Source organism: Massilia sp. W12, from assembly GCF_037300705.1.
GTDB lineage: Bacteria > Pseudomonadota > Gammaproteobacteria > Burkholderiales > Burkholderiaceae_D > JACPVY01.
On record NZ_CP147776.1, the window covers coordinates 2,809,535 to 2,836,486 of the forward strand.

Sequence of the window (26,952 nt, forward strand, 5' to 3'; positions counted from 1 at the left end):
GTCGGGCGCGCCGGCGTCTGCCTCTGCCACCACACGCAAGCTCATATTCCCGCTCTGGCTGTTATGGCCATCGCTGACGGTGACGCCGATCACATAATCGCCCACCTGCCCCGGGCCTGGAGTCCAGCGTAAACGTTTTTGTGCTGCGTCGTACACTGCGCCTTGCGGCAGATTGCTGAACTGCACTGTCAAAGCCGCGCTATGGGCGGCGCCATCCGGATCGCTCAGATTCAGCGCGCCCTTCTGCGCTGCGCCAAACGTGACCGGCAGACTCATCTCCTGTCCAACTTGCACGGCGTGGCGGCTGACCTCAATGCGCGGGATGCGATTCACATCAAATACCCGCACCTGCACTGTACGGGTGCTGTCGAGCTTGCCATCCGAAACTTTAAAAGTGAAATTGAACGGACGATCATTCTGGCTCAGGTTATCCACGGTGGCGGCATCCGGCGTCCATTCAAAATAGCCGGTGGCGGGGTCAAACTGCACGCCGGCGGGGGTATCCGCAGTGCGCACCAGCGAGTATTGGAGGCGATCCGCATCCGCGTCATCAGCACGCACTGTGAAATTCAGGGTCTGCCCTTCATCCACCAATTGCAGCGGCAGCGGCAACAGCACCGGCGCCTGGTTGGTGTTGGCGACATTGATCTCAAACTCTTGCTGGAAGCCGGTTTGCCCGTCGCCTGCGCTGATGCTGAAGCGGTATTGGCCCGGTTGCATGGTCGGGCCGGTATGGCTTTGCGCCGCCAGCAAAGTCGGGATCCAACGCAATCGGAGATGGGTTTCGCCATCGCGATTGATCACTTCCTCGACCTGCATACCTGGCGGCAAGCTGCTGCTGCGCCAACTCAATCCATCAAAATCTGCATCCAGCATGCGCAAATCCAGGCTCAACGGCACGCCTTCCTGTGCGTCCAGACGCTGCAATGCGGCAGCCGGCAATTCACGTCCGTTATATTGCAGCATGGCTAATTGCGGGGCCTGATTGGCGCTGCGCACGACAATACGCAAATTGTGCGAAGCCTGGTTGGGTGTCGGCGTCTGCCCCGGATTCGGCGGCAGACCGGCGTCTTGCGGCCCCAGTCCGCTGTCGCGGACTTGTAAAGTGATGTCGTAGCCGCCCAGGTCTGCCTCTCCCGGCGTCCAACTCAACAAAGCCTGGCCATACTGCGGCAATGGGGTCAGGGTAGCCCCGACTGGCAAGCCCTGTGCAGCGAATTGCAAAGCGTCCTGATCCATATCGGAGACGGATATCGCAACTTGCAATGCCTGGCCCGGAATCGCGACAACTTTGCGCGGCGCCGTGATGACCGGCGCTTCGCTATCGCTGCGCACAGTCAGCACAAACCGGTGAACCTGCGTCAGAATCTGATTCTGATCGCCATTCCCGTTATCACGCGCAGTCACGGTAATGGTGTAATCACCCCGGTCATTCGCGCCTGGAGTGAAGCGCAGCAGGCCGGAAGCGCGGCCCGGCTGTCCCTGATCTGCCGCCTGATATGTGGCAAAGCGCGGCACGCCGTCCACCGTCAATTGCACCGCATCGCCATCCACATCCAGCGCGGACAAAGGAATTTCCAGCGTTGCGCCCTTGTTCATGGTGACATTGCTGATATTGCCGAATTGCGGCGCGCGGTTGGCGTTTTGCACCACGATTGGCAAAACCAGCTGGCTGCTCTTGGCTTCTCCAGTCCCATCGCCGCTATCAGTGGCGGTGACAATCACCTGATATGAACCTGCCTGGTCATAGCCCGGCGTCCACAAAATCTCCATACTCTCGCGGTCAAAGCGCGCGCCTGCCGGCAAACCGCTGACGTCATATGTCACGCTGGCGCTTGTGGTCGGCATTGCGCCGCTGACCTCGCCAGGACGGGTGATGCGGGTTTGCGGCTCGAACTCTGGATTGTCCGGGTCAAATGCAAACACCGAAACGCGCAATGGCTGGCCTTCCAGCAAATGCCATGTCTGGGCCGGATCAAATACCGGCGCGGCGTTGGCGTTGATGACTTCAATCTCCACATCGCGCGTCACCGACGTCATCAGCGGGCCATTATCCGACGGATGCAAAGCGGTCAGGGTCAGCGGCACTTTAAATACGCCATGCTGGTTATAACCCGGGGTCCATTCAAGCCAGCCGGTTTCAGCATTCAAACGGGCGCCCGCAGGCAACCATGCCGCGCTGTAACGCAAACTGATCAGCGAACCATCCAGCATTTGCAAACCGCCCGGCATCGCGCCGGCCAGCTGCAAGCCCATTTTTTCGCCCTCGCGCACGGTCTGGCGCGCCGGTTGCGTCAACACCGGTTTAGCGTAAGCCTGGGCGACAAAGACGTTAAACCGCTTCTCCACATTCAAGCGGCCATCGCTGGCGACAATCGTGACATCACGGTATACGCCTGCCTGGTCATAGCTCGGGGTCCATTGCAACATGCCGCTGGCGGCGTCATATGTCGCGCCAGGCGGCAGATTGCGCACAGTGACGCTGACCGCCTCGCCGTTCGGGTCCGAGCTGAGAATTGGCAAACTCAGCGTCGCCCCTTCTTTCACATACAAATCTTCGATGCCGCTCAGTTGCGGCCCGATATTGCCGCCTTCGACCCCGATCATAAAGCGGCGGGTGCTGACTCCGCCCCGGCTGTCTTGCACGCGCACCACGATTTCTGTGTCAATCCGGGCATTCGCGTCCGGCGTCCATCGCAAGGTGGCTCGATTGGTATAAACATTCCCCTCGCGCTTAACTTCATTTGAAGGGGTGATGCTCATGCCGGCAGGCGCTTGCACCAGTTGCCAGTAGAAGCGCGTGCCGTCCACATCTTCCGCCCGCAAATCAAGGCTGAACGGGCTGCCCACCACAGCCTGACCGAGGAACATTTGCGGTTCAAACGGCCCTTGATCGGCATACTCTGTCGGCGCATACAACTGCGCCGGGGTATTTTGCAACGGCGCCGCATACACGCCGACGCCAAGGTTGAATTTAGGCAGGATAGGATTGCTGCCCATCACCTGCGCGCTGGTCACACTGACGCCCTGCGCTTGCATACTGGCGCCGCTGCTTAATTTACCGCCGGAAGCCTGCAAGGCTTGCGTCAAATTGATCAGCCACAGTCCGTTTTGCTCACCGCTGCCGCGCGTTGCATTGGCGATGCTGTCGCCGAAATAGCGCCCCGGATCCAGCAAAAGCATCAACGGCCCGTACAAATCATCGGTTCCGATATTGGTGATCGTCACGTCATACGTCACCGTGCCGCTCAAACGATCCGCACGAGTGTTGCTGTATTCGATACGCAACTGATTATTCATGTTCAGCAGCGCTGTAAAGGTGGAAATGAAGTTGTTTTCCATCTTCAGCCCGCTACGGCTGGTGAGATTTTTGGATACTTCAAGCTGATATTGACCAGCTTGCAGGTTTTCAAAAGTCAGGGTGGCGGTTTTGCTTTGCGCATCCCATTTGATTTCCTGCGGAGTAAGCGTCAGACCTGGCCCGCTTTGCCCATCCTGCATAATCAAGCGGTAATTCGCCACATTCCTCACACTGCCGGGATCACTGGCGGTGGAGTCGTTCATGAATTGATCAAAGCTGACAGTGATTTGCCGCAAAGGCAATGGCAGCAGCGCACCATCAGGCACACTGACAGCTTGCACCAGCGGCGCGCGCGCTGCGGTGATTTCATCCACGCGCGTGCTTTGCGCGAGCAAAATACGGCCATCCCCAGTAGTCAACAAGGCTTCGCCACGGGTGCCGCCACGCGCCACCTGCAAAATGTTTTTGCTGCGCAATTCCAGCATCCACAATGCCGAACCATGTTCCGGCGCATTCAATCCAGGCGACACCGGGCGCTGCAATGTATTAGCCGAGAGCAGCAACAAGCCTTCCAAATTGGAGCCTGCCTGACCAAAAGCCATACTATCGATCACACCATTAATCTTATATTCCAGCTCAGCGCGGCCACGATGCGCGCCGCTCATCGGGAAAGACAATATCTCGCTTTCTGCAATCGCCAAGGCCGACGCCACCACGCTGCCGCTCCAGCGCACCGCCCACAGGCGGCCATCCGGACCAAAGGCCAGATCGCCCACGCGCGCATTACTGAAATGACGCCATTGGCGCGCCACATCGCCTTCATTCGGGTTGAAAATCTCAATGCCGGCCCCGGAGCTGACATAAATCTCACCAGTCAAGGGATGCACCGCCAGGGCATGCGTGAGCGGAATCCGATTCGGTCCCTGCATGCGCCGCAGCACCGAACCGCTGCGCCAATCGACTTGCATCAATTCATTGCCCGTCATCACCCATAACTGACCGCTGACGTCGAGCGCCATATCCAGCACCGGCTGATCAAGCGTAAATTGCGGGTTGCCCGCCCGGCCGCCATCTTTATTGACCAGATACACTTGATTGCGCTGCGCGCCGGCAGACACCAGGAAATGCTGATCCGGCAACTCAACCATCGCCAACGCGCCGATTCCTGCGCTGCTGCTGTTAAAACCGTCAAACAGCCCGCGCGCAGCAAAAGGCGCCAGCACCGTTTGCAAATCAGCATTGACCGCCACGCCAGGCAGACCTTTGCTTGCATCAGCAAACAATGGATTCGCCGGGTAGTTGCGATTTTCGGATGGGGCCGGGGTTTGCGCGGATTGCGTCACGCTGGCGTTACTGCCTAAGGCATCGAGCATCTGTTGCCGGCTGCCGTCGTCCGGCAGGACGGCGTTGACCACTTGCGCCGCTTCCGAGTTGCCGGCGTTGTCGGTGGCCACGGCCAGGAATTCATAGCTCATGCCGGCGCGTCCGGTAAAGACCGCCTGGCCGGCTGCGCCTGCGCTCTGGCGCTGCCAGATCTTGAAGTCGCCGCCGTTTTCCGCCACATACACGGTGACATGTTTGACGCCGCTGGCGTTGTCTGTCGCTTTCCATTTCACATCAAACACCGGATTGCCCTGGACATCATTGCCCAGCGGGGTGGCGGCCACTTGCGTGGCCGGCGACTGGACGTCGAGTTTGTAGGCGATGCTGTCGGCGTCGGCGGGCGGCGCATCGTCAATCAGAATGCGTGCGCCGGCTGTCACGCTGGCGTTGCTTTGCGCATATTCCGAGGTGCGGATGGTGTAGCTGGCGAAACCGCCGCGCGCGCCATCTTCGCCCAGCAAGCCGCGCAGGGCGTCGCGCAGCACTTCGCCCGAATCCGGGTCAATCGCTTGCAAGAGCCAGGTGGCGATGCGGGTTTGCGCATCCACCCCGGCGGATACGCGCAGAATAAAGCCTTTGCTGGCGGTAAAGTCAAAGTCGCCCTGGAAGTTGGCGCGATCCGCCGGCAGGTGGATGTTGATGTCGCCCACTTTGATGTCGCCCAGACGCAGACTGCGCGCATCGAAACCGGCGTCGAGCTGGCTCACCAGACGGACTTCGCCTGCCGCGCGCGTGCCCGGATTATTAAAGCTGATCGAGAAAGGCAAATCGACATTCGCCGGCAGATAGCCGCCGCCTTCGACATTGCCCGCCCCTTGCGGCCCGCGCACGGCGATTGTGGCCTTGGAGGCCGCCTGTTGCGCTGCGGCGCGCTGCAAATATTGGGTCAGGTTCAGCCCTTTTTCCGGCAAGGGTTTGAATTCCTGGTCCAGCAAGCCGATGTGGCGCAGGTATTCCAATTCGCTGCGGCCGCCGGCGAACACATTGAAGTTGATAAAGCGGGTTGGCGATTTGGCGCCTTGATTCAGCTTGGCCGGATCCAACATGCCCGGCACCGGCACTTCCACATACGTGCCTTGGTTGTCTTCGCGGGTTTCGACATATTCAATCGGCGCTTTTGCGCCAGCCGGGTCGCCCGAGAATTTCGCAGTGTCGCCATACCAGGTCTGCACCTTGGCGAAGAAATCCAGCAAACTGGCCTGGGTGGTGTAGCTGTCGCCGCCACGGCCCAGCAAGATGCCGGAAGCCAGGGTGGCGTGCAGGCTGATCACTTTTTGATCATTGCGCACCGGCGGGGCCTGCTCTTCGGCGCGCAATAAGCCGGCCTCTTCCAAGGCGGCTAACCAGCCTTTGACCCACTGCGCCTCATCGGCGGCCAGCACGGCCAGATTCGCCGGTGCGCTGGCGTCGGCCAGAATCGCCTGACGCAAGGCCTGCGCATGGCGGCTTTGCTCGGCCACGAATTCGGCGCGCGTCAGCGGCGTGGCAGCGCCGGCGATATTGAAGCGGAAGGGCATCGCCAGCGCTTCTTCTTTGCTGATGTGCTCTTCCGGTTCACGCGAGAGGAAGCGCTTGGCCAAGCCCGGCTGGATTTTGTTAAGGTCCTGTACTCCGCCATCGAGCAAGCCCTGTTCTTTCCATTGCGGATGGGTCAGGTAGAGCTTGGCGCGCAAGCCTTCAAAGTCGTAATTCAGCCACTCTTTCAAGCCCGGATAGGTTTGGATCAAAAAGCTCATGCCGGCATAACCGCCGCCGGCCAGATCAAGCGCATAGCCGGGGGCCAGTAAATAGCCGGTGTCCGGCCGCACATTCACGCCATCCAGCGAAGCCCATGGGATATCGCGCCGCGTTGTGCCATTGGTCGGCGTCGGGCCGAAACGCTGGGTGTTGCCGGATGCTTCAACAATCTTGCCATCCGGCAAACCGGCGACATTGCTGCCGAACAGCACAAAGGGCAGGTTCAAGCCTTCCAGCACATATTGGCTCAAGCCCATATTCGTCGCGCCAATGTCAAAGCGCACATACGGCAGATCGACGTTGGTGAGGTTTTGCAGGCCGACGCTGTAAATCCCGGCGTCGCCCGGCTCCAGGGTGCGCGGGCCGCCGATGCCGATGTTGACATCCGGCTCCACCATGCGCTCGACCAGGTAACGGTAGGCTTCGGTGACGCGCTGGCCATCCGGGTTGGCGACTACCACGTCATACAGGCCGAAGGGCACGCCGCGCAGATCAAATACGGCGCGGATGCGGGTCGCATCCAGCACTTGCCAGCGCGCCGGTTCAATTTCAAACACGCCGGGACGGGAGAGTTTGACCAGGGCGCCCGGTTTGAAGCGTGCGCCTTCGATGTCAAACGTGACCCAGCGGTGGTTGGCGTCGCCCACCCCGCCATGATCCGGCGTAACCTTGGTGATGGCCAGCGGCAGGAGGTCGGCGCGCAGCTGGTAAGTCGGGTTTTGCACCCCTTTGCGCGCTTTCACCAGAATGTAATAGTCGCCCGCCTTGGTCGAGCCGATCAGCGCTTGCTGGTTCGCCGCCACCGGATTGCTATACGCCGCGTCATAGGCGTAGCCGGTCGGCACATCGCCATAGCGCACATACACTTCATTGGCGCCGTTTTCATCGGCGGCGCTCAGGGCCACGCGCAGGGTTTCGCCCTCGGCTACGCTGACTTTGTAAATGCGCCCGATCGCGGTGTCAAAGCTGCCATCCACCGTCTGAGCGACCGTCAGGGTCGGCACCTCAATGCGCATGCTGGCGGCGGAGGCGACGCGGTTATTCGCTTCGCCCGGCGGCAGATTCAAGCCGTTTTCATCATAGATAATCGGCCCTTCATACACTTCGTTGTACAGGTCGGGGCGCACGATGACGCGCCATTGGCCGTCTTTGATGACCGGCATTTTGACTTTGAATTTGCCAACGTATGTCCCGTCTTTGCCGATGTCGCCGCTGTGGTCGAGTTTGCCGATCAGTTTGTCGCTCAAATCCCAGCTGTTGTCGGCGGACAAATAAATTGCATCGGTCCAGCGCCCGTAAGCGGTGTTGTCGGATGCGTTTTTGATCGTGAATTCGATTTCCACTTCATCGCCGGCTTTGGCGGCAGCCGGCAATTTGACGTCGATTACCTGCAAGTCCGCCGGCGGCGGCACGTCGATAATCATGGGTTGCTCAAGCGCTGTGGCGTTATTGAATTCTTTGCCGAATTCACGCACCTGGCCAAAGTCGCCGCCGCCCCAGGCGCGCACCGGATCGGTCACCACAAACACATAGTAGGGGCCGTCCAGGTCGCGCGGCACATTCACGTTCAAGACGCTGGTGTAGTCTTTGCCGGCGCCTAAGCCGCCAGTGTGTGAGACATAGCCCAGATAGCGGTCTTGCTTGACATCCAGGAAGCGGTCTTTTGACAGATACACCATGTCATACCAGTTTTGCTGGTCAGACGGGGTGGCCCCGCCCTGGTTGATGACGGTGTATTCAATCCGCATACTCTGTCCCGCCACCACATGGCCGGCCGGGGTTTCGACGGAAATCGCTTGCGCTTTGACGCTGGCCACTTGCAAGTCCGGCGGTGTGGCCAGGGTGATCGGCAGCGCGATATCTTTGATGTTATTGCCTTCATCGCGGAATTCTTCGACCAGATTCGGGCCTTCGGTGCTCAACACCGGCAAGTCTTCGCGCACGGTGCTGATTACGCCATCCGGATACAGGTCGCGAATCACATTGGTGTCGGCTTTGACGATCAGCTTGAAGTCGCCCTGGATCGATTCCGGCAAACGGAAGGTGGCGCTATTGGTGTAGGACTCGCCCGGTTGCAGATTGCGCGGCCGCCCTTGTTCGTCGCGCAAGTCCAAGGCGGTGATGCGGGTGCGTGTCAAACGTTCAATTTCCTCGCCGCGATCCACCAGCGGATAATCGCCCTCATCCAGCGTCGCATCGCGTGACAGGTAGATGCCATCCAGCCAGCCATTGGTGCGGGTGGCGCGTTCGCCGCGATTGGTGACTTTCCAGCTCACCGTAATCACCTCGCCGGAAACCGGATTCGGATTGGACAGGGTGATTTCATCAACCTGCAAATCCGCTTCGCGATAGGTGATGTTCAAGCTGCCATGGCCGATATTATTGGCGCGCTTGGCAAGCTCTTCAAACACGCTGGTCTGATACAGCTCCAAAGCCGTGCTATTGGTTTCTTTTTCGCTGGCTTCCTGTTGCACACGCTCGCCAACTTCAGCGGACAGGGTTTTGACATAGTGCTCACTGTCTGTAATCACATGGATGTAATACTTGCCATTGGCGCCGGTCGGCAACTTGCCTTTGAGCGAGACGGTGTAGCTTTCGCCGCTATTCAAGCCGGTGTTATTGGTGTGCACCACGGCGCCGAAGCGGCTGGCGCGGTTGGCGATAAATTCCGGATCACGGCTGATCCATACCGAATCGACCCAGCCGCGCGTGCCGGCCCACACCGGCGCGCCTTGATTGGTGACAGTGAAGGTGATTTCACTTTCCTCACCAGAGAAATTTTCCGGTTTGCCGCTGACCGCCGTCACCACCAGATCAGAGTAGGCGCGCGTGACATTCGTATCCGCAGTGCGCTGATTATTATTGCGGTCGGTGTCGCGCACGGTGCGCGCAAAATCGCTTTGCACCACCAGATAACGCCCGTGCACCGAGGGGGCCAGGGTGACGCTTTGCGCCACCACATATTTTTCATAGGTGGCGAGGGTGCGTTTTTGCAAGAATGAACCCACTTCCCAGGTAGTGGTGGCTTTGCTCAGATCCGGATTGTCGGTGATGTACACCTTGTCGGTCCATTCGCCCTCAAATCCATCCCCCATGTTTTGCACGGTGTAGCTGAAGCTGAAGGCTTCGCCGGCGCGCGCCTGCGCCAGGCCTTCCACTTTGACCACTGAGAGATCCGGCGGCGTGATGCCCAGCACCGACACCGGGCGCGCTTTGTAGTTGTTGTTGTCGATCTGGTTCGGATCATCCGGGTTGATCCAGGCGGAGCCGGTGTCTTCCAGCACGCCGTCGTATGCATCGCTCCACACTGTGAAGAAATATTGGCCCGACAACACATTGTCCGGTATCGCCACCTTGACGGTGTTGCGATAGTCTTCACCCACCGCCAAAGCGCCGCTGCGCTGCACGCTGCTTAACAGGATATCGCCTTTATGCGCACCCGGCCGGGTGCGGTCGCGCGCTAACCAGATGGTGTCGGTCCAGCCCAGCGGCCCGCTCTGGTCGCTGCGGGTGATCGCGCTGCCGCGATTGGTCACGGTGTAGCTGATGTCCACCGTATTGCCATGCGTGACCTGATCCGGGGCCACCAGATTGGAGGTCACCAGATCGGCAAACGGCACCGGCTCAACATAGAATTTGGCGGCGCGGATATTGTTTTGCTCGTTCGGGTATTCGTCTATCGTGTTATTGCTGTCGGTTTGCACGATCAGATAGGCATCGCCACGGAAGCGGATCGGGATGTTCAGATTCACGCTTTCATTGGTGTAGCCCGGCGCGCCCGGCTCCAGCGCGCCGGCGCTGTCAAATTCGCCCACCAGGATATCGTCCCCGCTCAAGCTTCCATCGAGGGACAGATAGACGCGTTCTTTCCAGCGCCCGCTGGTGGCCACCGGCCCCATATTCTTGACCGTGTATTTGACGGTGGCGGAGCCGCCGGCGATCACGCGTTCCGGTGGAATCACGCTCGATACTTGCAAGTCCGGACGCGGCAGCAGGCTGATCTCGCTCAGATTGTCTGCCTGCCGCGCATTATTATTGCGCCCTGCCCCGCTTTCATACACCTGGCTTGGGTCTTGCGTGCCCAGATTGGCATTGGTGATCACGCGCAAACGGTAAGCGCCCTGCAGGCGCGCCGGCAGTTTGAATTGCTCGGTGCGGGTGTAGGTCTTGCCGGCGTCCAGGCCACGGTCATACACAAAATTGCCGATCAAAATCGCTTGCCCGCCGTTTACCGGCTCTAACAGCAAGCGGTCAGTCCAGCTGCCTGCGGCGCGCACATCGCCCTGGTTTTTCACGCTCCAGCTGAGCGACACCAGATCGCCCTCTTTCGCCGTGAGCGGCGCGGTGATCGAGTCCACCACCAGATCCGGCGCATCGGACAAGGTGATGGTCAGCGGCACGCTATTGATATTGCTGCCGTCTTCATCGTACACAAATTCATACGGCCCGCTGGTTCGCACCACCAGATAAAATTCGCCGGTCAAGCCTTCCGGCAAGACCAGACTCACGCTGCGGGTGTAGGCATCGCCCGGCGCCACATGACCAAAATGCATGAAGCCGCCAAAATATGTCTCGCGATTGCGTCCCATTGGATCGCGCGCCAGCCACACCTGGTCATACCAGCCCGGCACATCGGTAATCCCGATGCCCTGGTTCTTCACGGTCCAGTTCAAAGTCACCGCCTTGCCGGATTTGGCATCGCCCTGCACCGATACCGATTCGACTTTCAAGTCAGCATACTGGCGTTTGATGATGTCCAGCGCGCTATGCTTCGTATTATTCGCTTCGGCCTGGTTTTCCCATACCTCATTGCGGCTGTCGGCGCGCACAAAGATCTTGCCGCGCGCGCTGAATTCCGGCGGCATCAGTTTTTCCAGGCTGACGTGGTAAAACTCACCGGCAGCCAAGGCGCCTTCGCGCCGGATCTGGCCTAACACCACGTCATCGCTATTGCCGACAATATCGTCTTTGGAGAACAGCACCAGATCAGTCCAGGCGCTGACGCGGCCCGGGCCGCTGCCGACATTGCGCACATCAAACTCAATCCGCACCAAAGCCGGATCATCGATAATCTGGGCTGGAACCTGCAGGTTTTGCACTTCCAGATCAGCATACGCATCTTGCGCCACATTGATTTCGCGCACGCTTTGGTTATTCGCTTCGCCTGCCGGCCCTTCGATCAGCACGCGGTTCAAGTCTGTCACCACCACCAGGCTATACACGCCCTGGGCATCCGCCGGCAGCATGATTTGCACTTGCGCGGCGGACTCCTGACCGCCGGCAATCGCACTGTGGGTGTATTCCGCCAGTTTCAGCGCGCTGGCGTCCAGCACGCCGTTTCGGGCCAGATAAATCGCTTCCTTGACCTCGCTGGCGCCATCTTCGCCCAGGTTTTTGGTAAGCCAGCGCACGCTGACGCTTTCGCCGCCTTGCAACACGCCTTCAACTTGCAATTCGCCCACCATCACGTCCGGATGGATCAAGCGCACGCTCTTGTTTGCGCTGTTATCGCCCTCGTCCAGTTCACGCACGGCGTTATGGATATCGCTTTGCACTTGCAAGCGCCAGCCGGCCACATCGGTCAGCGGCGCATTGATGCGCAATACGCCTTCATAACTGGCGCCAGGCGCGACATTGCGCAGCGCGCTGACATCGCCCAAATGGATGCTTTGCTGCGGATTGTCCGGGTTGACCAACAGCAAGCGGTCGGTGACATTCGCCGCCAGCGGGTCATTGCCGCTGTTTTTCACGCTGTAACGCAACTCCAGCGGGCTGCCTAAGCGCCACACGTCCGGCGCGTCCACCTGCTCCACTTGCAAATTGGCCTTGGGTTCGGCGCTGATTTGGGTGGCGTTGGCGGCGGCGGCGACGTTGTTGCGCAACGCATCCGGTTCGTACAACACGCCTTGCGCATCGGTTTTGACGATGATCCAGAAGGTTCCGGTTTTATCGCGCGGCAGCATCACATCCAATGCGGCCAGGTATTGGCCGTCTTTTTCCAGCGCGCCGATATGGGTCAGCGAGCCTAACAACACGGCGTCATTGCCCAAGGTCTGGCTATTGCTCAACCAGACTTGATCAACCCAGATATTCGCATCGGCAGCCACGGTTCCCTTGTTTTCCACGCGCCATTCAATCCGGGTCGGACGGCCTGCCGGGGCCGTTTCCGGGGCCAGCGTGACTTGCACTTGCAAGTCGGCATTGGCCGGACTGACCGTCAGCGCACTGGAAATGGCCTGGTTGTCAGCGCGCGTATCCGGTTCGCTCACTTCGCGCAGGATATCGCTCTTGACGCCGATGTAATACACGCCGTTCAAACGCGCCGGCAGGCGTAAGCTGGCGCGCGCATCATACGCCTCGCCGCTCAGTAATTGTCCTTGGTGACGCAGCACGCCCAGCACCACATCATCGTCATTGCCGATGATATTGTCGCGGCTTAACACCACCTGATCGCTCCAAGCCCCGGGCGCGCTCTCCTGGCCCTGGTTTTTGACGCGCCATTGCACATCCAGCATGCCGCCTGAAACCGCAGTCGCGGCCACGCTTAACATCTCCACTTTCAAGTCGGCATATTGCTTGGCGGCGGCAATCACGCTCAGATTCAGGCTGTTATTGCTTTCCGCATCTTGCGTCAGATTCGCCTCATACAACAGGCCAAGCCCGGCGCTGTTCATATCCGCTTCCACCGTGACTTCGATTTCGCCTGTGCCGCGCAAACCTTCCGGCAGGGTGAAGCTGAAGCTGCGCTCAGCGCTGGCGCCGGCTTCCAGCAAACGGTCGCGCTCAAAGGCGACGCTGGCGTCCAGCAGTTTTTCTCCGCTGCGTTTATTGCGCACCACCACCCGGTCGGTATAGGCCAGCGGGGTGGCCACCGCGCCGGCATTCACATCTTCCCAGGTAATCGTCAAGCGCGCGCCGGCTTGCGCCACGCCATCGCTGATGCGCAAATTGCGCACTTGCAGATCCGGCCCGCTGGCGAAGTTCTGCTGTCCCTGATTATTGCTCTCGCCTGTCCCTTGCGCATTCGCTTCGGCCACTTCGGCGCCGCTGTCAACCAGGATGCGCAGCTGGAATTGGCCGGTGGACAAATTGCCGCCCGGCCAGCTCAGTTGCAGGCTGCGGCCACGGCTGGCGCCGGCGGCGAACGGCCCGCCTTCGAGCAGATCGCGCAAACTGCCTTCCACCACCAGCTGATTGGCCAGGGTGTTCCAGATTTGCACTTTTTCGCTGAACGGCTGGGTGATTTCTTTGCCGCCCCGGTTGACGGTGCTCCAATTGATATTCACCACTTGCCCGGCCACCAGCGGGCCATCGGCTTGCAGCGCCACATTGTCGACTTGCAAATCGGCGTATTGCGCCAGCGCCACGCGGATTTCGCGCAGTGCGCTGTTATTCCCTTCCGCTGTGCCGTTGGCGTTGTACTCTTTGAGCACATTGTCAGCGTCGGTGGTGAGCGAAACGGCCAGGCGGCCCGCGCCTGCCGCGCCATCCGGCAGGCGCAGGGTGTAGCGGCGGTTTAAGGATTGCCCCACCTCAATCGCCCCTTCTTCGCTCTCGATGTGGGCCAGGCTGATGTTGGCGATAGTGGCGCCGGTGTCCAGATTGCGCACCACCAGGCGGTCATTCCAGTTGCCAGCGGCGCGCAGCACGCCCCGGTTTTCCACCGTCCACGCCACTTCCACGCTCTGCCCGGTTTCCACCCCTTCGGACGGGGTGATGCGCAGATCGTTTAAGAACAGATCCGGGGCCGGCTTGACTTGCAGACTGTCGAGCTGGATCGGGTCATGTTGCGGAATCAGCCAGCTGGTGAAGGCGTATTTGCGGTTGACCTGGCTGTCATTGTTCAAGCCTTCCAGCACCAGATAATAGGTTCCGCTTTGCTGGAATTGCGCCGGCTCCTGATCGTAACCGCCGTAGTTATACCAGGCTTGGCTGGCGTCAAATATGGTGCGTCCGGAGGCGTCAATCAGACGCCAGTAAATCCCGGTGGCGGCCGGGTTGGTTGGCAGGCTGTCAAAATAATATTTGTCGCCGGCTTGCGCGCTCAGGCTGTAGAGCCGCATGCCATTCGCCACTGCCAGCACGTCTTCCACGCGCTGGCCCGAGACCAGGGCTTGCGCTTCGCTGCCGCGCCAGATGCGCATGGCGCCGTTTTGCGCGCTGTTGCTGGTGTTGCGCACGGTCAGCAGATACTCGCCGGCGGCCAGCATTTGCAGCGCGTCACGGCTGTTGCTGTTCATCCAGTTGTCAAACACGGCGCCGTTCGGGCCATCCAGGCGCCATTGCAAATTGGCGTTGCCGCTCAAACTGTCAAAGGCGAAGAATTGCAGACTGTCCACCGATAAGCGCATGGTTTGCCATTCGCCCGCCTGCAGCGTCAGATTTTGCGCCAGCTCTGTGCTCAACATCGTCGGCTGACGCCAGGTGAAGCTGTAATTGCGCGCACTATTGCCGGCGTTGATATTGCCTTCCAGCCACAGGGTGTAGTGGCCGTCGGCGGCGATATCGAGCAAGCGCAGGCCGGATTGTTCGCGCAGCGTCAGCAGTCGCCCGGTGCTGTCAAACACCCGCACATCGCCATAGAAAGAAAGGTTTTCCAGCATGAAGACATCGCCCGCATGCGCCTCAAAGCCCAGCAGGCGGCTGGCCGTGCCCGGATTGACGCTGCCGCTTTGCGCGCCCGGCGTCAAGGCGCTGGCCTGGGATGCCGTCCAGGCCGCAAAATTCACGCTGCGCTCGCTGTTGTAGCGGCTCTTGATGCTGAGCATGTAGTCGCCAGCGGCCAGATGTCTGAGCTGGTCGCGCGCATTGCTGAATTGCCCTTCAAACACCACCCCGTCCGGGCCGCGCAGGCTCCAGCTGAAGTTGGCGTCATTCACCATGCCGTCAAACACCAGCACCTCGCCCTGATCCAGGTGCAAGGCGTAGTTGCTCTGTCCCATCGCCGGAATCTGCGCGCTCAGCAGCTGATTTGTTTGCAATACATTGCGGCTCAAGCGCAGATTCGCGTTGAAGGAAGCTTGCAAGGGTTCTGTGCCGGGCGTGCTGCGGCCCACCAGCAGGAAGTAATCGCCTTCTTCGCTTAAAGTTTGCATCACCCCGTCGGCATTGCCGTTACCGCTGGCGATCAATTGCCCAAGCGCAGAGTACAAACGCCATTGGCTGGCGCCGGCTGCTGTGCTGGATTCGATGTCTTGCACCACGCTGGGCGCAGCGCCAAAACCGCTGGAAGCCGCCACCGGCGCAATGCTGGCCTGAATCACATAGCTTGTGCCGGTCGGCGTGCCGCCCGGCTGAGTGTTTTGCGGATTTTGCGGATATTGCGTGAAAGCGAAATAGTAGCGTCCGCTGCGGGTGGCGGTGTAATTCAGGAAAGAATTCACCCCGCTGGTGCTGCCGGCGCCGCCATCAGAGGTATTGGAATCGTCATTCGCGGCGACTTGCACGCCATCGCTGTCATACACCCACAACATGGTGTCCATGTCGATGTAATCCACGTCCAGCGTCAGGGTTTCGCCCTGCACCAGGTCAACAGCGTAAAAATCAAAGTCTTGCGTCAGATTGTGCAGGCCATTGATTTGCACGCGCGGCAGTGCGGGGTTGGCCACATCCGGCGAAGGGCCAATCCCGAACGCGCTGCGCGCGATCAATTGCGCATTGGCGCGCGTGTTGTTATTGCTCAGATTGCCGGCTTTGTATTGGAAGCCGTCGCCCGCCATTGCGTTAAAACGCCAGGCCAGCGCTTGATTGCCCAGGTCGGCGTTGACCATCTGCCCCAGCGGCAGATTTTGCGCATAGGCGCTCAAGGTTTGCAGCGTGAAGCTGGCGCTTTGCGCCTGCGCCCCTTGCGCCTCCAATTCCAGCACATACGCGCCTTGCGCGCCCAGTTGCAAGGGTTGTTGCATCTGTCCCAGCTTGCCTTGCGTGATCAGCGCGCCTTGCGCATCGCGCAAGCGCCAGTTGACCTCGACCCCGGCGCTTTGCTGCAGCCAATACAAGCCGGCGGCGTCAGCGCTGAAGCTGTAGCGCAGCAGGCCGCTGGCGTCAAATTGCGCTTCGGTCTGCGCCCCCAGCACCAGCGGAATGGCGGGCGGCTGGCCGGCGATCTGCAGTTCAAATGCAAAGGCGGCGGCGACGCCCGGTGCGGCGTCCAGCAGCAAATAGTAATCGCCCGCCGCCAAACCTGCGGCCTGCCCTGCGCTTTGCAGATTGCCGCCGGCCAGACGTTCGCCTTGCGCATTCACAATGCGCCAGGCCCCGGCGGGGGCGTTTTGCGGGCCGGCGTAACGCACGCTGCCGCCTTGCTCCACGCTCACGCGCCATGCCTGGCTTTGGCCTGCGCTCAGATTGGCCGACAGCGCGCCGCCGGCGCTGGCTTGCGCCTGCGCTTGCCAATCTTGCAGCGCAAGGCTGATCTCGCCGCTGACCTGCGTTTCATCGGCGCTTTGCAGCAAGAGGGTGTATTCGCCGGCGGCCAGATCCAGCAGGCTGGCGTCAAACAAGACGCCGCTGCCACGATTGACGCCTTGCGCATCCAACAGCTGCCAGTTCAAATCCGCCCCGGCCAGGCCGTCGAGTAAGAGCGATTTGCCTTGCGTCAGGGTGAAGCGGTAGCCCAGACGGCCATAGGCGTCGGTTTGCCCTTGCACCGCCTGTCCGATTTGCAGGTCTTGCAACACAAGCGGGCTGCGCAGTTGCGCTTGCAGGGTGATGTCGCCGCTGCCGCCTTCGCGCCCCAGATGATCCGAATCAAACACCAGCCAATAATCGCCTGCCGCCAGATCGCGGCGCATGGCGCGGCTGGCCTCGTCCCAGTCTTGCACCACTTGCCCTTGCGCGTCCAGCAACACGCTGCGCAAGGGGAAGGGGCTGTCGCTCACCCCGGCCAGACGGAATTGCTGGCCGGCTTGCGCGTGCAGGCGCAAGGCCAGCGCGCGCGCATCGCGCACATTGACGGTTTGCGCCTGGCCATCGGTTTGCAGCGCGCTCACGCTCTGGTTCAAGGCTTGCCATTGGAATTGATAGCTGACGCTGCCTTCGCCATTGCCTTGCAGGCGCAGCAGATATTGGCCGGCGCGCAAATGCAGCGCTTTGGCGTCAAAGTTCAGATTGCCGCTGCCGATTTCCTCGCCGCTTAAGCTGCTCAACTGCCAGCCCGTGTAGCGGCTTGGCTTGATATTGTCAAACAGATACAGACCGTCGGCGCTGATGTCGAGCAGCAAGTTGTGCTGCGCGCCGGAATCCAGCTCGCCTTGGTTTTCCTGGCCCGGCGCAACACGCTCCAGCGCTTGCGCGGTGAGCGCGACGCTGAGCGCCCCGCCATGGTCTGGCGATGCGTCCCACACGATGTAGTAGCTGCCCGGCAACAGCATGGGCGAATCGCTGTTATCGCTGCCGTTGCGCCAGTCAAACAGGCGCTCGCCGCGCGCATCCAACAGGCTCCAGGAGCCATTCGCCGGCGTGTTTTGCGCCACATAGCGCATGAATTGCGGCTGGCTGACTTCAAACTTCGCCAGCAGCGCGCTGCCGGCTTCCAGCGTGCCGGACAGATTGCCATCCGCCGCCAAAGCGGCCGCATTGCGCAGGCTGTGCGCCTGCAGTGTCAAATTATTGGCGTCTTGCGCGCCTTCGCCTTCGCTGCTGGCTTGCAAACGGTATTCACCCGCCGCCAATTCCAGCGCGTGGTCCCAGTCGCCGCTTGCGCCGCGCCAAACGGAGACGCCTTGCGCATCCAGCAAATTCAGCGACACATAGCCACTGTAGGCGCGGAAATCCATCCACAACGTCTCGTTTTGCGCCAGCGTGAAACGGTATTCCGCCATGCCGCCGCGCGCCAGCGCGATTGGCAAAGGCGTGTCCACTTGCAATGCCGGCGCCTCTTGCACCGTCAGCCCAAAGCTGATTTCGCGCGCGCCGCTTTGCCCATCCACCCAATCGGCGTCCCACACCAGCCAATACGTCCCGGCGGCCAGATTGTTGACGCTGGCGGCCTGGTCGCCTGCGCGCCAGTCGCCCAGCGGGGCCCCTTGCGCGCCGAACAAACGCCATTGCCCCTGGCCGGACTGCTGCGGCGCATACTCCAGAATCTGTCCCGCTGTCAGCTCCACGCGCCAGGCCTGGCTGGCCCCGTTTTCGACGCTGAATTGTTGTGCGCCATTTTGCAGCGCGCCGGCCTGGCTCATGTCTTGCAGTTGCAGGCTGAAGGCTGCGCCGACATCGGCGCTGTCCACCAGAATGTGATAGGTCTTGTTTTGACCGTCTTCGCCCAGCCAGTGCAGGCCATCGCCGGCATCGATTTCTTGTCCTTGCGCATCAAACACGCGCAACACATTCACGCTGCCCGGCTGGCGCAAGTCCAGATAATATGGTTTGCGCGCCTCAGTCGCCAGGGTGAACCATTGCAAGCCGCCGGCGCCGGATTGGCCAGCCACGGCCACGCCCGCCGTGAGCGCTTGCGCTTGCGCGGCGATCTGCACAAAGTCCAGATTCACCAGCACATTCGCCAAGGTGCTGGCCTGGCCTTGCTCACCCGGCGCCGCTGCCGCGCTCTGCGGCGGGACGCGCGCTTCAATCGGCCGCAGATTGCCGGTGCTGTCCCACACCAGATAGTATTGGCCGGCTTTGAGGCCTTTTTCAAAGTGCGCTGCTGCCAGATCATACGAACCGTACACCAACTCCCCTTGCGCATCGAGCAAGCTCCAACTGCCTTCCAATTCGCCAATCGCGTTGGCTTTGTATTGCAGGCTGTCAAAGGCTTGCGCCTCGATTTTCCATACCAGCGCCTGACCGGCGTGCACGCTTTGCTCGATATGGCCATCCGCCGGCAGCGCTGGCGCATTGCGCAATGACTGCAGGCCCCATTCATATTCGGCGCCATCGCCCTGCAACACCAGGGTGTATTGGCCGGCCCCGAGCGCCAGTCGCGGATTGGCGCTCAGTTCGGCGCGGCCATCGTGCAACATGCCGTTTTGCACTTCGCGCCCCTGGCTGTCGTACAGGTTCCAGTAAATATCGCGGTTGAGAATCTTGTGCGCGTCCAACAGCAGCAGCTCATCGGTGGCCAGGGTAAAGCGGTAGGCCGCGCCGCGCTGATCCAGCGTGCCGCTCACGCTCTGTCCCAGATTCAAGCTGTGGCTGTGCGGCGCGCTATCGACAAAGCGCACTTGCACGCGCTCCACGCCTTCCGGCATGCCCGCCAGCACCAGCCAGTAATCCCCGCCGGCTTCGCTATGCCACTCCCATTCGCCTTCGCCATTCGGCACATGCGCCAGACGGCGGCCCGTGTTGTCCCAGATTTGCCAGTAATGCCCGGATGGCGCGCTGACCTGGTAGCGGCTGCCGGCTGCCAGCTGTACGCGGTACAAAGAAACCCCGGGGCTGCTCTCAAATTCGCCTGCCGCCAGCGCCGCTGCGCTGACTTCGCCGCTGTGCGCGCTGCTTTGCACGTAATAGTCGAGGGTGGAATCGCCTTCCACTTCGCCTCTTTCGGCCTGGATGCGCAAGGCGTAGTCGCCCGCTTCCAGCCAATAGCCATTGCCCAGAAATTGATTGCCGGCAAAGCCATCGTTCCAGCGCTCGCCGTCCGCACTCTCCAGGGTGTAGTTGAAATAGCGGCCATCCCGTCCCTGTCCGCCGAGCGCATACATGCCGGCTTGCGCCACATGGAAGCGCAGCACTTTTTCCGCGCCAGGGGCCAGGCTGAGCTGTTGCGGCTGATCGATTGTCAGGGCATCGCCCGCCGGCAGCGGGTCGTCGCGCCGGATAAACTTATAGTCAATATCGAGCGCCAGCGCATCCACATTCTCCAAGGCGCCGCTGATCAGGAGCTGGTAACGGCCGCCGCGCGCAGCTTTCCATTCTTCCAGCTTGGCGTCGCGCGCATCCTGCACTTTGCCGCCTTGCGCATCCAACAGGAACCAGCGCAAGCCCTGGCTGGCGGCGTGCTGCACGTCGAGGCTGATCACCTCGCCGGCTTGCAAGTCCAGATGGAACAGCGCCGCGCCGCTGCCCGGATTAAGCTCAATATGTTGCACACTGTCGCGCGTCAGGGCCGCGCTGCTCATTGCCTTCAGGCTGCGCATGGCGAATTGCACGCTTTGCGCCTGGCTTGCGTCGCTGCGGGTGAGCAGCAGTTCATAGCTGTTTGTCCCCAGCATAGTGAACACGCCTTGCTGGTCAGCGCGGAAATCGCCGGAAGCCAGTTCACCGCCGCCGGCGTAACGCAAGCGCCATTGCCAATCGCCCTGTCCCTGCAAGGCGTCCAGCCAGGCCAGGCCGGTCGCGCTTTCGCCGGCAAAGGCAAAGCGCAGCGTGCTTTGGCCGGCGGCGAATTGCGCTTGCTGCACCTGGTTTAAGTTCATGCTTTGATATTGCAGCAAATCGGCCTGCAAGCTTGCTTGCAGCGCTGCCGCTTGGCGCCCTTGCGCCACCAGATAATATTGGCCGGCGCTTAATTGCCTCAGTTCATATTCGCCGGAACCGGCGATATGCGCATATTCCGCGCCATTGCTTTGCACCAGGCGCAAGAGCATTTGCTCTGCATCCAGCGCGCCAAAGAGTTGCAATAAGCGGCTGCCGCCTTGATGATCGATTTTCCAGACTTGCGCCGTCTTGCCATACGCCAGGTCAAGCGCGACGCCGCCCGCCGGCAGGGCCGGCGCTTGCGACAGATCCAGCAAATTGAAGTCATAGCGTTGTGTCGCGGCGCCGCGATTGCGCAGCGACAACACATAGTCGCCCGGATACAGGGTGATGATGTTCTCGATCGTGTCTTGCGCCACTTCCCAATCCACCGCCGGCGCGCCCACCCGCTGCAAACGCCATTCGATGCCGCTCAAATCTTGCGCCGGATTCAACATCAGTAAGCGCTGGCTGGCGGCGCTGAATTGGAAGCTGTGCACCTGCGCGCCGCCGGCTTGCAATTCGCCGCTGAGTTGCTGTCCCAGCGTGGTCTGGAAGTTGGTTTCTGAACGCTCCTGCACGCTGGCGATGTAACGCATCGGCGCATCTTGCGCCATGCCTTGATCCAGCACAATCAGGTAGTTGCGCGCGGCGTCAGCCGGCACGTCCCATTCCACCAGGCCCTGGCCGAAATAGCTGCTGGCGATCAATTGATGGCTGCTGCGCTCATACACATAGATGCGCCCGGAACGGCCATCAAGTTCCCGCATGTCCAGCATCAAATGTTTGCCCGCCGCGCCGCTGGTTTCAAACATGGCCATGCCGCCCGCCACCAAGCCGGGCCGCTCTTGCGCCACGCTGCCCAAGCGCGGCAAATCAGCCGCGTCCATATCGCGCAAGGCGAAGCGATAGGCGCCCGGCACGGTATTCCCGCCGCGCATCACAAATTGATAGTCGCCCGGGGCCAGTTCCAAAGTCTGGGCATCGCCCAGGCTGCGTCCCTCAAACAGGGCTTGCCCGTTGGCCAGGTACAAGCTCCAGTTCATGCTTTGCCCTTCAATCGCATCCAGCAGCAAATGGCGCGACTGGCTCAGGCTGAAGGTCCAGGTGTCAGCCACATTCGAGGCGGCCAGTCTGGCCCCGCTCACGGTGTCCAGGGTCAAGGGACGGGTCTGACTGCGCGCCACGCCGACTTGCACATGCAGGCTGCCGGCGGCGTTATTGCTCAAATCGCCTTGCAGCACCAGCACATGGCGGCCGACAGGCAGATTCCATTGCCGCTCATATTGGGTGCGCTGCCAATCCATCTCGACCTGGCCATTCGCACCCAGCAGCATATAGCTGGCGCCGATGCCGCGTTCCTGATACCAGCTGATCGGCTCTGTGCCGGTGGTGTCAAACGCAATCAGGCGCGCGCCATTACCGGGGGCCAGCGTGATTTCGTTCAAGCTTTCCAGATTCTGCGGCGCGCCGCTCAAGGCCGCGCTCACATCCAGCAAACGCAAGGCGTATTCGCCGGTATCGCTGCTGCGCGAGCGCAGACTCAGGGTGTATTGCCCGGCGCGATTCAACTCCAGCCGGCTTTGGTAGCTGTTTTGTTCAGTTTCAATCAGGCCGGTCCAACTGCGGATTGCTCCTTGCGGGCCGCGCAATTCCCATTCGATATCCGGATTGTTGCGCAAGCTGTCAAACAGCAGCACTTTCGGCGCATCCAGCGTGAAGCTGTATTCCACGCTCTCGCCGCGCACACTGAAGGCGCCGGCCAGCGTTTGCTCCAGCGTCATGCTTTGTTTTTGCACGCGGTTTTCCAGCAGCGCAAAGGGGAAGTCAAGCGCTTGCGCTTGGCTCGAATCCAGCACCAGATAGTAGTTGCCGGCGCCCGGATTGAACACCGTGCTGCGTGACAGGTTGCCGCTGGCGCGCACTGCGCCCTGCTCTGAAATCAGGCGCCAGTAGCCGCTGCGGTTATCGCCCAGCGGGGTGAAATACAATTCCTGCGCTTGCGCCAGACTGAGGCGCCAGATTTGGCTGCGCTGGCCGGCTTCGATCTGCGCTTGGGTACTCTGTCCCACTTGCAAAAGCGGCGCGGCGCTGGCCTGCTGCACCCGGAATTGGAAAGGCAAGCCGGTCTGGTTGTTATTGCCTTTGACGATCAAGCTGTATTCACCGGCCGGCAAATCCAGCAGGCTGGCTTGATGATCATTGAATGAACGTGCGCTGACTTCATCGCCGCGCGGCCCGCGCAAACTCCATTGGGTATCGCTGCTGCCCATGTCAAACAACCATTGCCCGCCTTGCGCCAGGGTGAAGTTGTATTGATGCACCTGGCCCGCTTGCGCAATGCTGTCGCTCACGTTTTGATTCAATTCCAGGCTGTGGCTGACGATTTGCTGCGCCACCACTTGCAGCGCAAAGCTGCGGCTGGCGGCATTGTCTTGATAATTGCCGGCCACCACCAGCAGGTATTCTCCGCTCAGCGGCAAAACGATGTCGTTATAGTCACTGTGGGTGTAACCGCTGCGGATCAATCTGCCATCCGGCCCCAGCAGATGCCAGGGCAGCGAATCGCCCTGATTCATGCCATTGAAATTGATGCGCTGCCCGCTTTGCCCGTTGAAGCGGTATAAGCGGCTCATCGAGGCAGGATTGAGCACATCGCGCACTTCATCGCCCAGGTTGTAGGCGGCCCCGGCCTGGGCGGTCAAGACCCGCAGCTGGAAGTCGCCAGCCGTCTCGCTCCAGTTGCGCAGCTCCAGTTCGTAGCGGCCCGCTTCCAATTGCAGGAATTGGTTTTGATTGCCGCCGTCGGTATAAATCAGATTATTCCAGCCGCGCACATCGCCTTGCGGCCCTTTCAGGCGCCACACCACACTATTGCCGGCATTGCTGCGCAAAAAGTCCAGCATCAAGAGCTGCGCGCGGTTTAATTCAAAGTTGTACAGCACGCTTTGATGGCCGCCGTTGAAGGCGCCTTGCTGCAAATCATTGAATTGCAGCGTCTGCCGCGTCACCTCTTCGGCGCGCCATTGGTAGCTGTAGTTATAGGAAGACTGGCCAGTCCAGTAATAGCCATCCAGCATGAACACATATTCGCCGCTGTGGGCGGCGGTAAAGCGGCTGTCGTGCCCATCGTCCGGCAAGCTGACTTCGCGCCCGAAGGGGTCGATCATGCGGGTGTAAGCATTCACGCCGGCACGGTGCAAGACATAGCTTTGCCCGGCTTGCAGGTTGAGGCGCACGGCGTGAATCGCAGCGGCGGGCTGTTCCTGTCCGCTTTGCTGCTGGCCCAGATTGATCAGGGGCAGGCTGTTGACATCGCTGAGTTTGATTGCATACGCGCCGTTGTAGCCATTGGCGGCCAAGGTCAATGCATAATCGCCGGCGCTCAGGCGGTAATACGGCAGCAGATTGGAAGAGTCGCTTGCATTCAAGCCGCGCGCCGCCACTTCTTCACCGCGCGGCCCTTGCAGGCGCCAGGTTTGCCCGCCCTGGAACAGTTGCGCATCAAAGATCAGGCTGCTGTCTTGCGCCAGATTGAAACGCAAGACCCGGGTCTCGCTGCCGGAGGCAAAGTTGCCGCTGATTAAATTACCCAGGCTGATCGCCTCACCCGCCGGCAAAGCGGCTGGCGGGGTGTTTTTAATGAAATCAAATTGGAAACGGTAGTCCAGCGCTGCGCTGTTGTTGTAAGCGCCTTCCACCAGCACCACATAGGCGCCGCTGAAATTGAATTTGAGCGAGCTGATGTCGCTGGCCAGATTATTGCGGCTGACTTCGCGCCCGAAAGGATCCAGCAAACGCCAGCTGGCGCTGCCGGCGCTGACTTGCTGACTGTCAAAACGCCATTCATCGCCGGCTTGCGCATTCAGCACATAGACCTGGCTGGCGTTGCCCGGATCCAAGCGTCCGCTTTGCGCCACGCCTGTGTTTAATGCTATCCCCTGGGACAGATCCAGCACGGCAAACGAAAATGCGCCGCTGGCGCGCCCGACCCCGCGCACGCTCAAGCGGTAATTGCCGGCTTCCAGATTCGCCAGCACCGGATTGCCGTTGCCATCATCGCTGTTGGCGAAGTTGCGGAAAGCCATCACCTCGCCGCGCGGGCCGCTGACGCGCCATTCCAGATCATTGCGCGCGCTCAACACGTCCAGCGCCAGACTGCGCTGGCTTGCCAGCGTAAAGTCATAGTGCCGCCATTGGCCCGCATATTCCAAGGCCCCGTTTTGCGCCTCGCCCAGGGACATGCTATGCACCCCGTCTTGCGGCTGGCGCAGGGTCAGGGCGTAACTCAGACTGGCGGTGGCGGCGTTGCTATCGCTGCCTTCCAGCAACAGGTAATAGTCGCCGCTTTCCGGCAAACTGATGCGGCCTTGCGCGGTTTGCGCATTGCCCGTGCCGCCCAGCTGCTGGCCCCAGGCGTTCCATAAACGCCAGCCCAGTGTGCCGCCGCTGACGTTTTCCACATCCACCATCAGACTTTGCCCGGCTTGCGCGTTGAGGCGGTACAGCTTGCTGCCGCGCGCATCGTCCAAAGCCCCTTCTAAGCGCCCATCCTGCGCCACGCTTTGCGCGCCGGCGCGCGACAACAAACGGAAATCCAGCGAGCGCGTGGTGTTGACATCGCCATTTATTTCCAGCACATAGCGCCCGGCTTGCAGTTTGAGCCAGTTTTGGCCGCCGTACATATTGTCATAGCGCGCCTGGCCCTGCCAGGATACTTTTTCGCCGCCGCCCTCATCCAGCAAGCGCCACTTCAATCCGCTCATGCTGCCCAGCACATCCATGCTGATGTCTTGCGCCTGGTTCAAGTTCAGATCAAAACGCGCGGTCTTGCCCAAGCCGTCGATATGCGCGCTGGCGATGGTATCCAGGCTTAAGCTGCTGCGGCTGTCTTGCACCGGCAGCAGTTTGAAACTGAAATTGGCGTCCTGGCTGTTGCTGTTATAGCCTTCGACCAAGAGCAGATAGGCGCCGGCGGCGCCAAGCTTGAACGGCCCGCTGTTGCTGCGGATATCAAACTGCGAACCCACCTGGCGCCCGAAGGGGTCGATGAGGCGCGCCACCGCGCCGCCGCTGCTCATGCTCTGCGCCTGGAAGAACACGCTGCCTTCGGCGGTCGCATTAAAGCGGTACACCGCAGTTTTATTGCCGCCCGCCAGACTGCCGCTGATGCTGTCCGGCCCCGGCTGCACATCCTGCGCCGCGTCCGCATCAATCATGCGCAGACTGAAGTCGCCAATCGCATCCTGTGTCCCGTCCACCGTCAATTTGTATTTACCGGCGGGCAAAAAATATGCCGGGCTGGTGTACCCGGCATCGGTATCGGAGAAATTGCGCGAAGCCACTTGTCCGCTGGCGCCATCCAGTTTCCAGCTCAAATCGCTGCGGTTGATCAGGCTGTCAAACACCACCCGGGTCGGCGTCTCAATCACAAATTCATACGCCTGCTGTTCGCCCGGCACTTGCAATTGCCCGCTTACCGTCAGCGCCGCCGGATTCACATCCGCCGAAAGCAGCACGCGCGCTTCCAAAGACTCAAATTTCAAACTCGGCTTGAGCGCGCTGGCCGCCTGCAAGTCTTCACTGCGCATTTCCTGCTTAGCAACAGCGCCCTGGCCCGGCTTTTGCCCGTTATTTGCGTTTGACATAGCTTTCCTTTTGATCTGAGTCTTTCAAGCGCCGCTTTGCATTCCTTTTTGCGGAAGGCTGCGGCATATGTGTATGGTTATGCTGTCAGTGCGCGGCAATTCACTTCAAGTAAAAATTTTCCCGCGCGCGACCTGTAGTTTCCCACAGGCAAATCCTGTTGAATTTACCTGTCCGCCAGATCATTTTCAAGCAAAACCCGGCGCAAATACTAAGTACAAGCGTCCCCGCTCCTCTCTCAAATAACAAACAGGCGCTATGACAAAACGGGCGCTGCGGGTGCTTGGCACAGACTTAAAAAAAATGTAATTTTCTGCAAACCTCATTGTCATTTGATATGACAAATTATGCTTTCAGGTAGATTTGCAAAATGCGCGATGGTGAGCGTCATCAAGTAATTTATGACGCTTTTAAAAACATGCAAGCGGGGCCAATCAGAGGCGGGATAAAAAACGATGCGGGCAGGGCCAAGGCGGCAAAGCAAA

The 26,952-nt window shown here is 60.4% G+C and carries 1 protein-coding gene (running past one end of the window); it reads right to left on the minus strand.

What is annotated here, in order from left to right; genetic code table 11:
- Positions 1–26,469: the 5' portion of an Ig-like domain-containing protein gene (locus tag V8J88_RS11335; RefSeq protein WP_338849642.1), read on the minus strand. Its footprint begins 18,126 nt before the window's first position; the window shows 26,469 of its 44,595 coding nt (coding positions 1–26,469); its start codon is at positions 26,467–26,469; its stop codon lies beyond the left edge, outside the window.
- Positions 26,470–26,952: the final 483 nt, after the last annotated feature.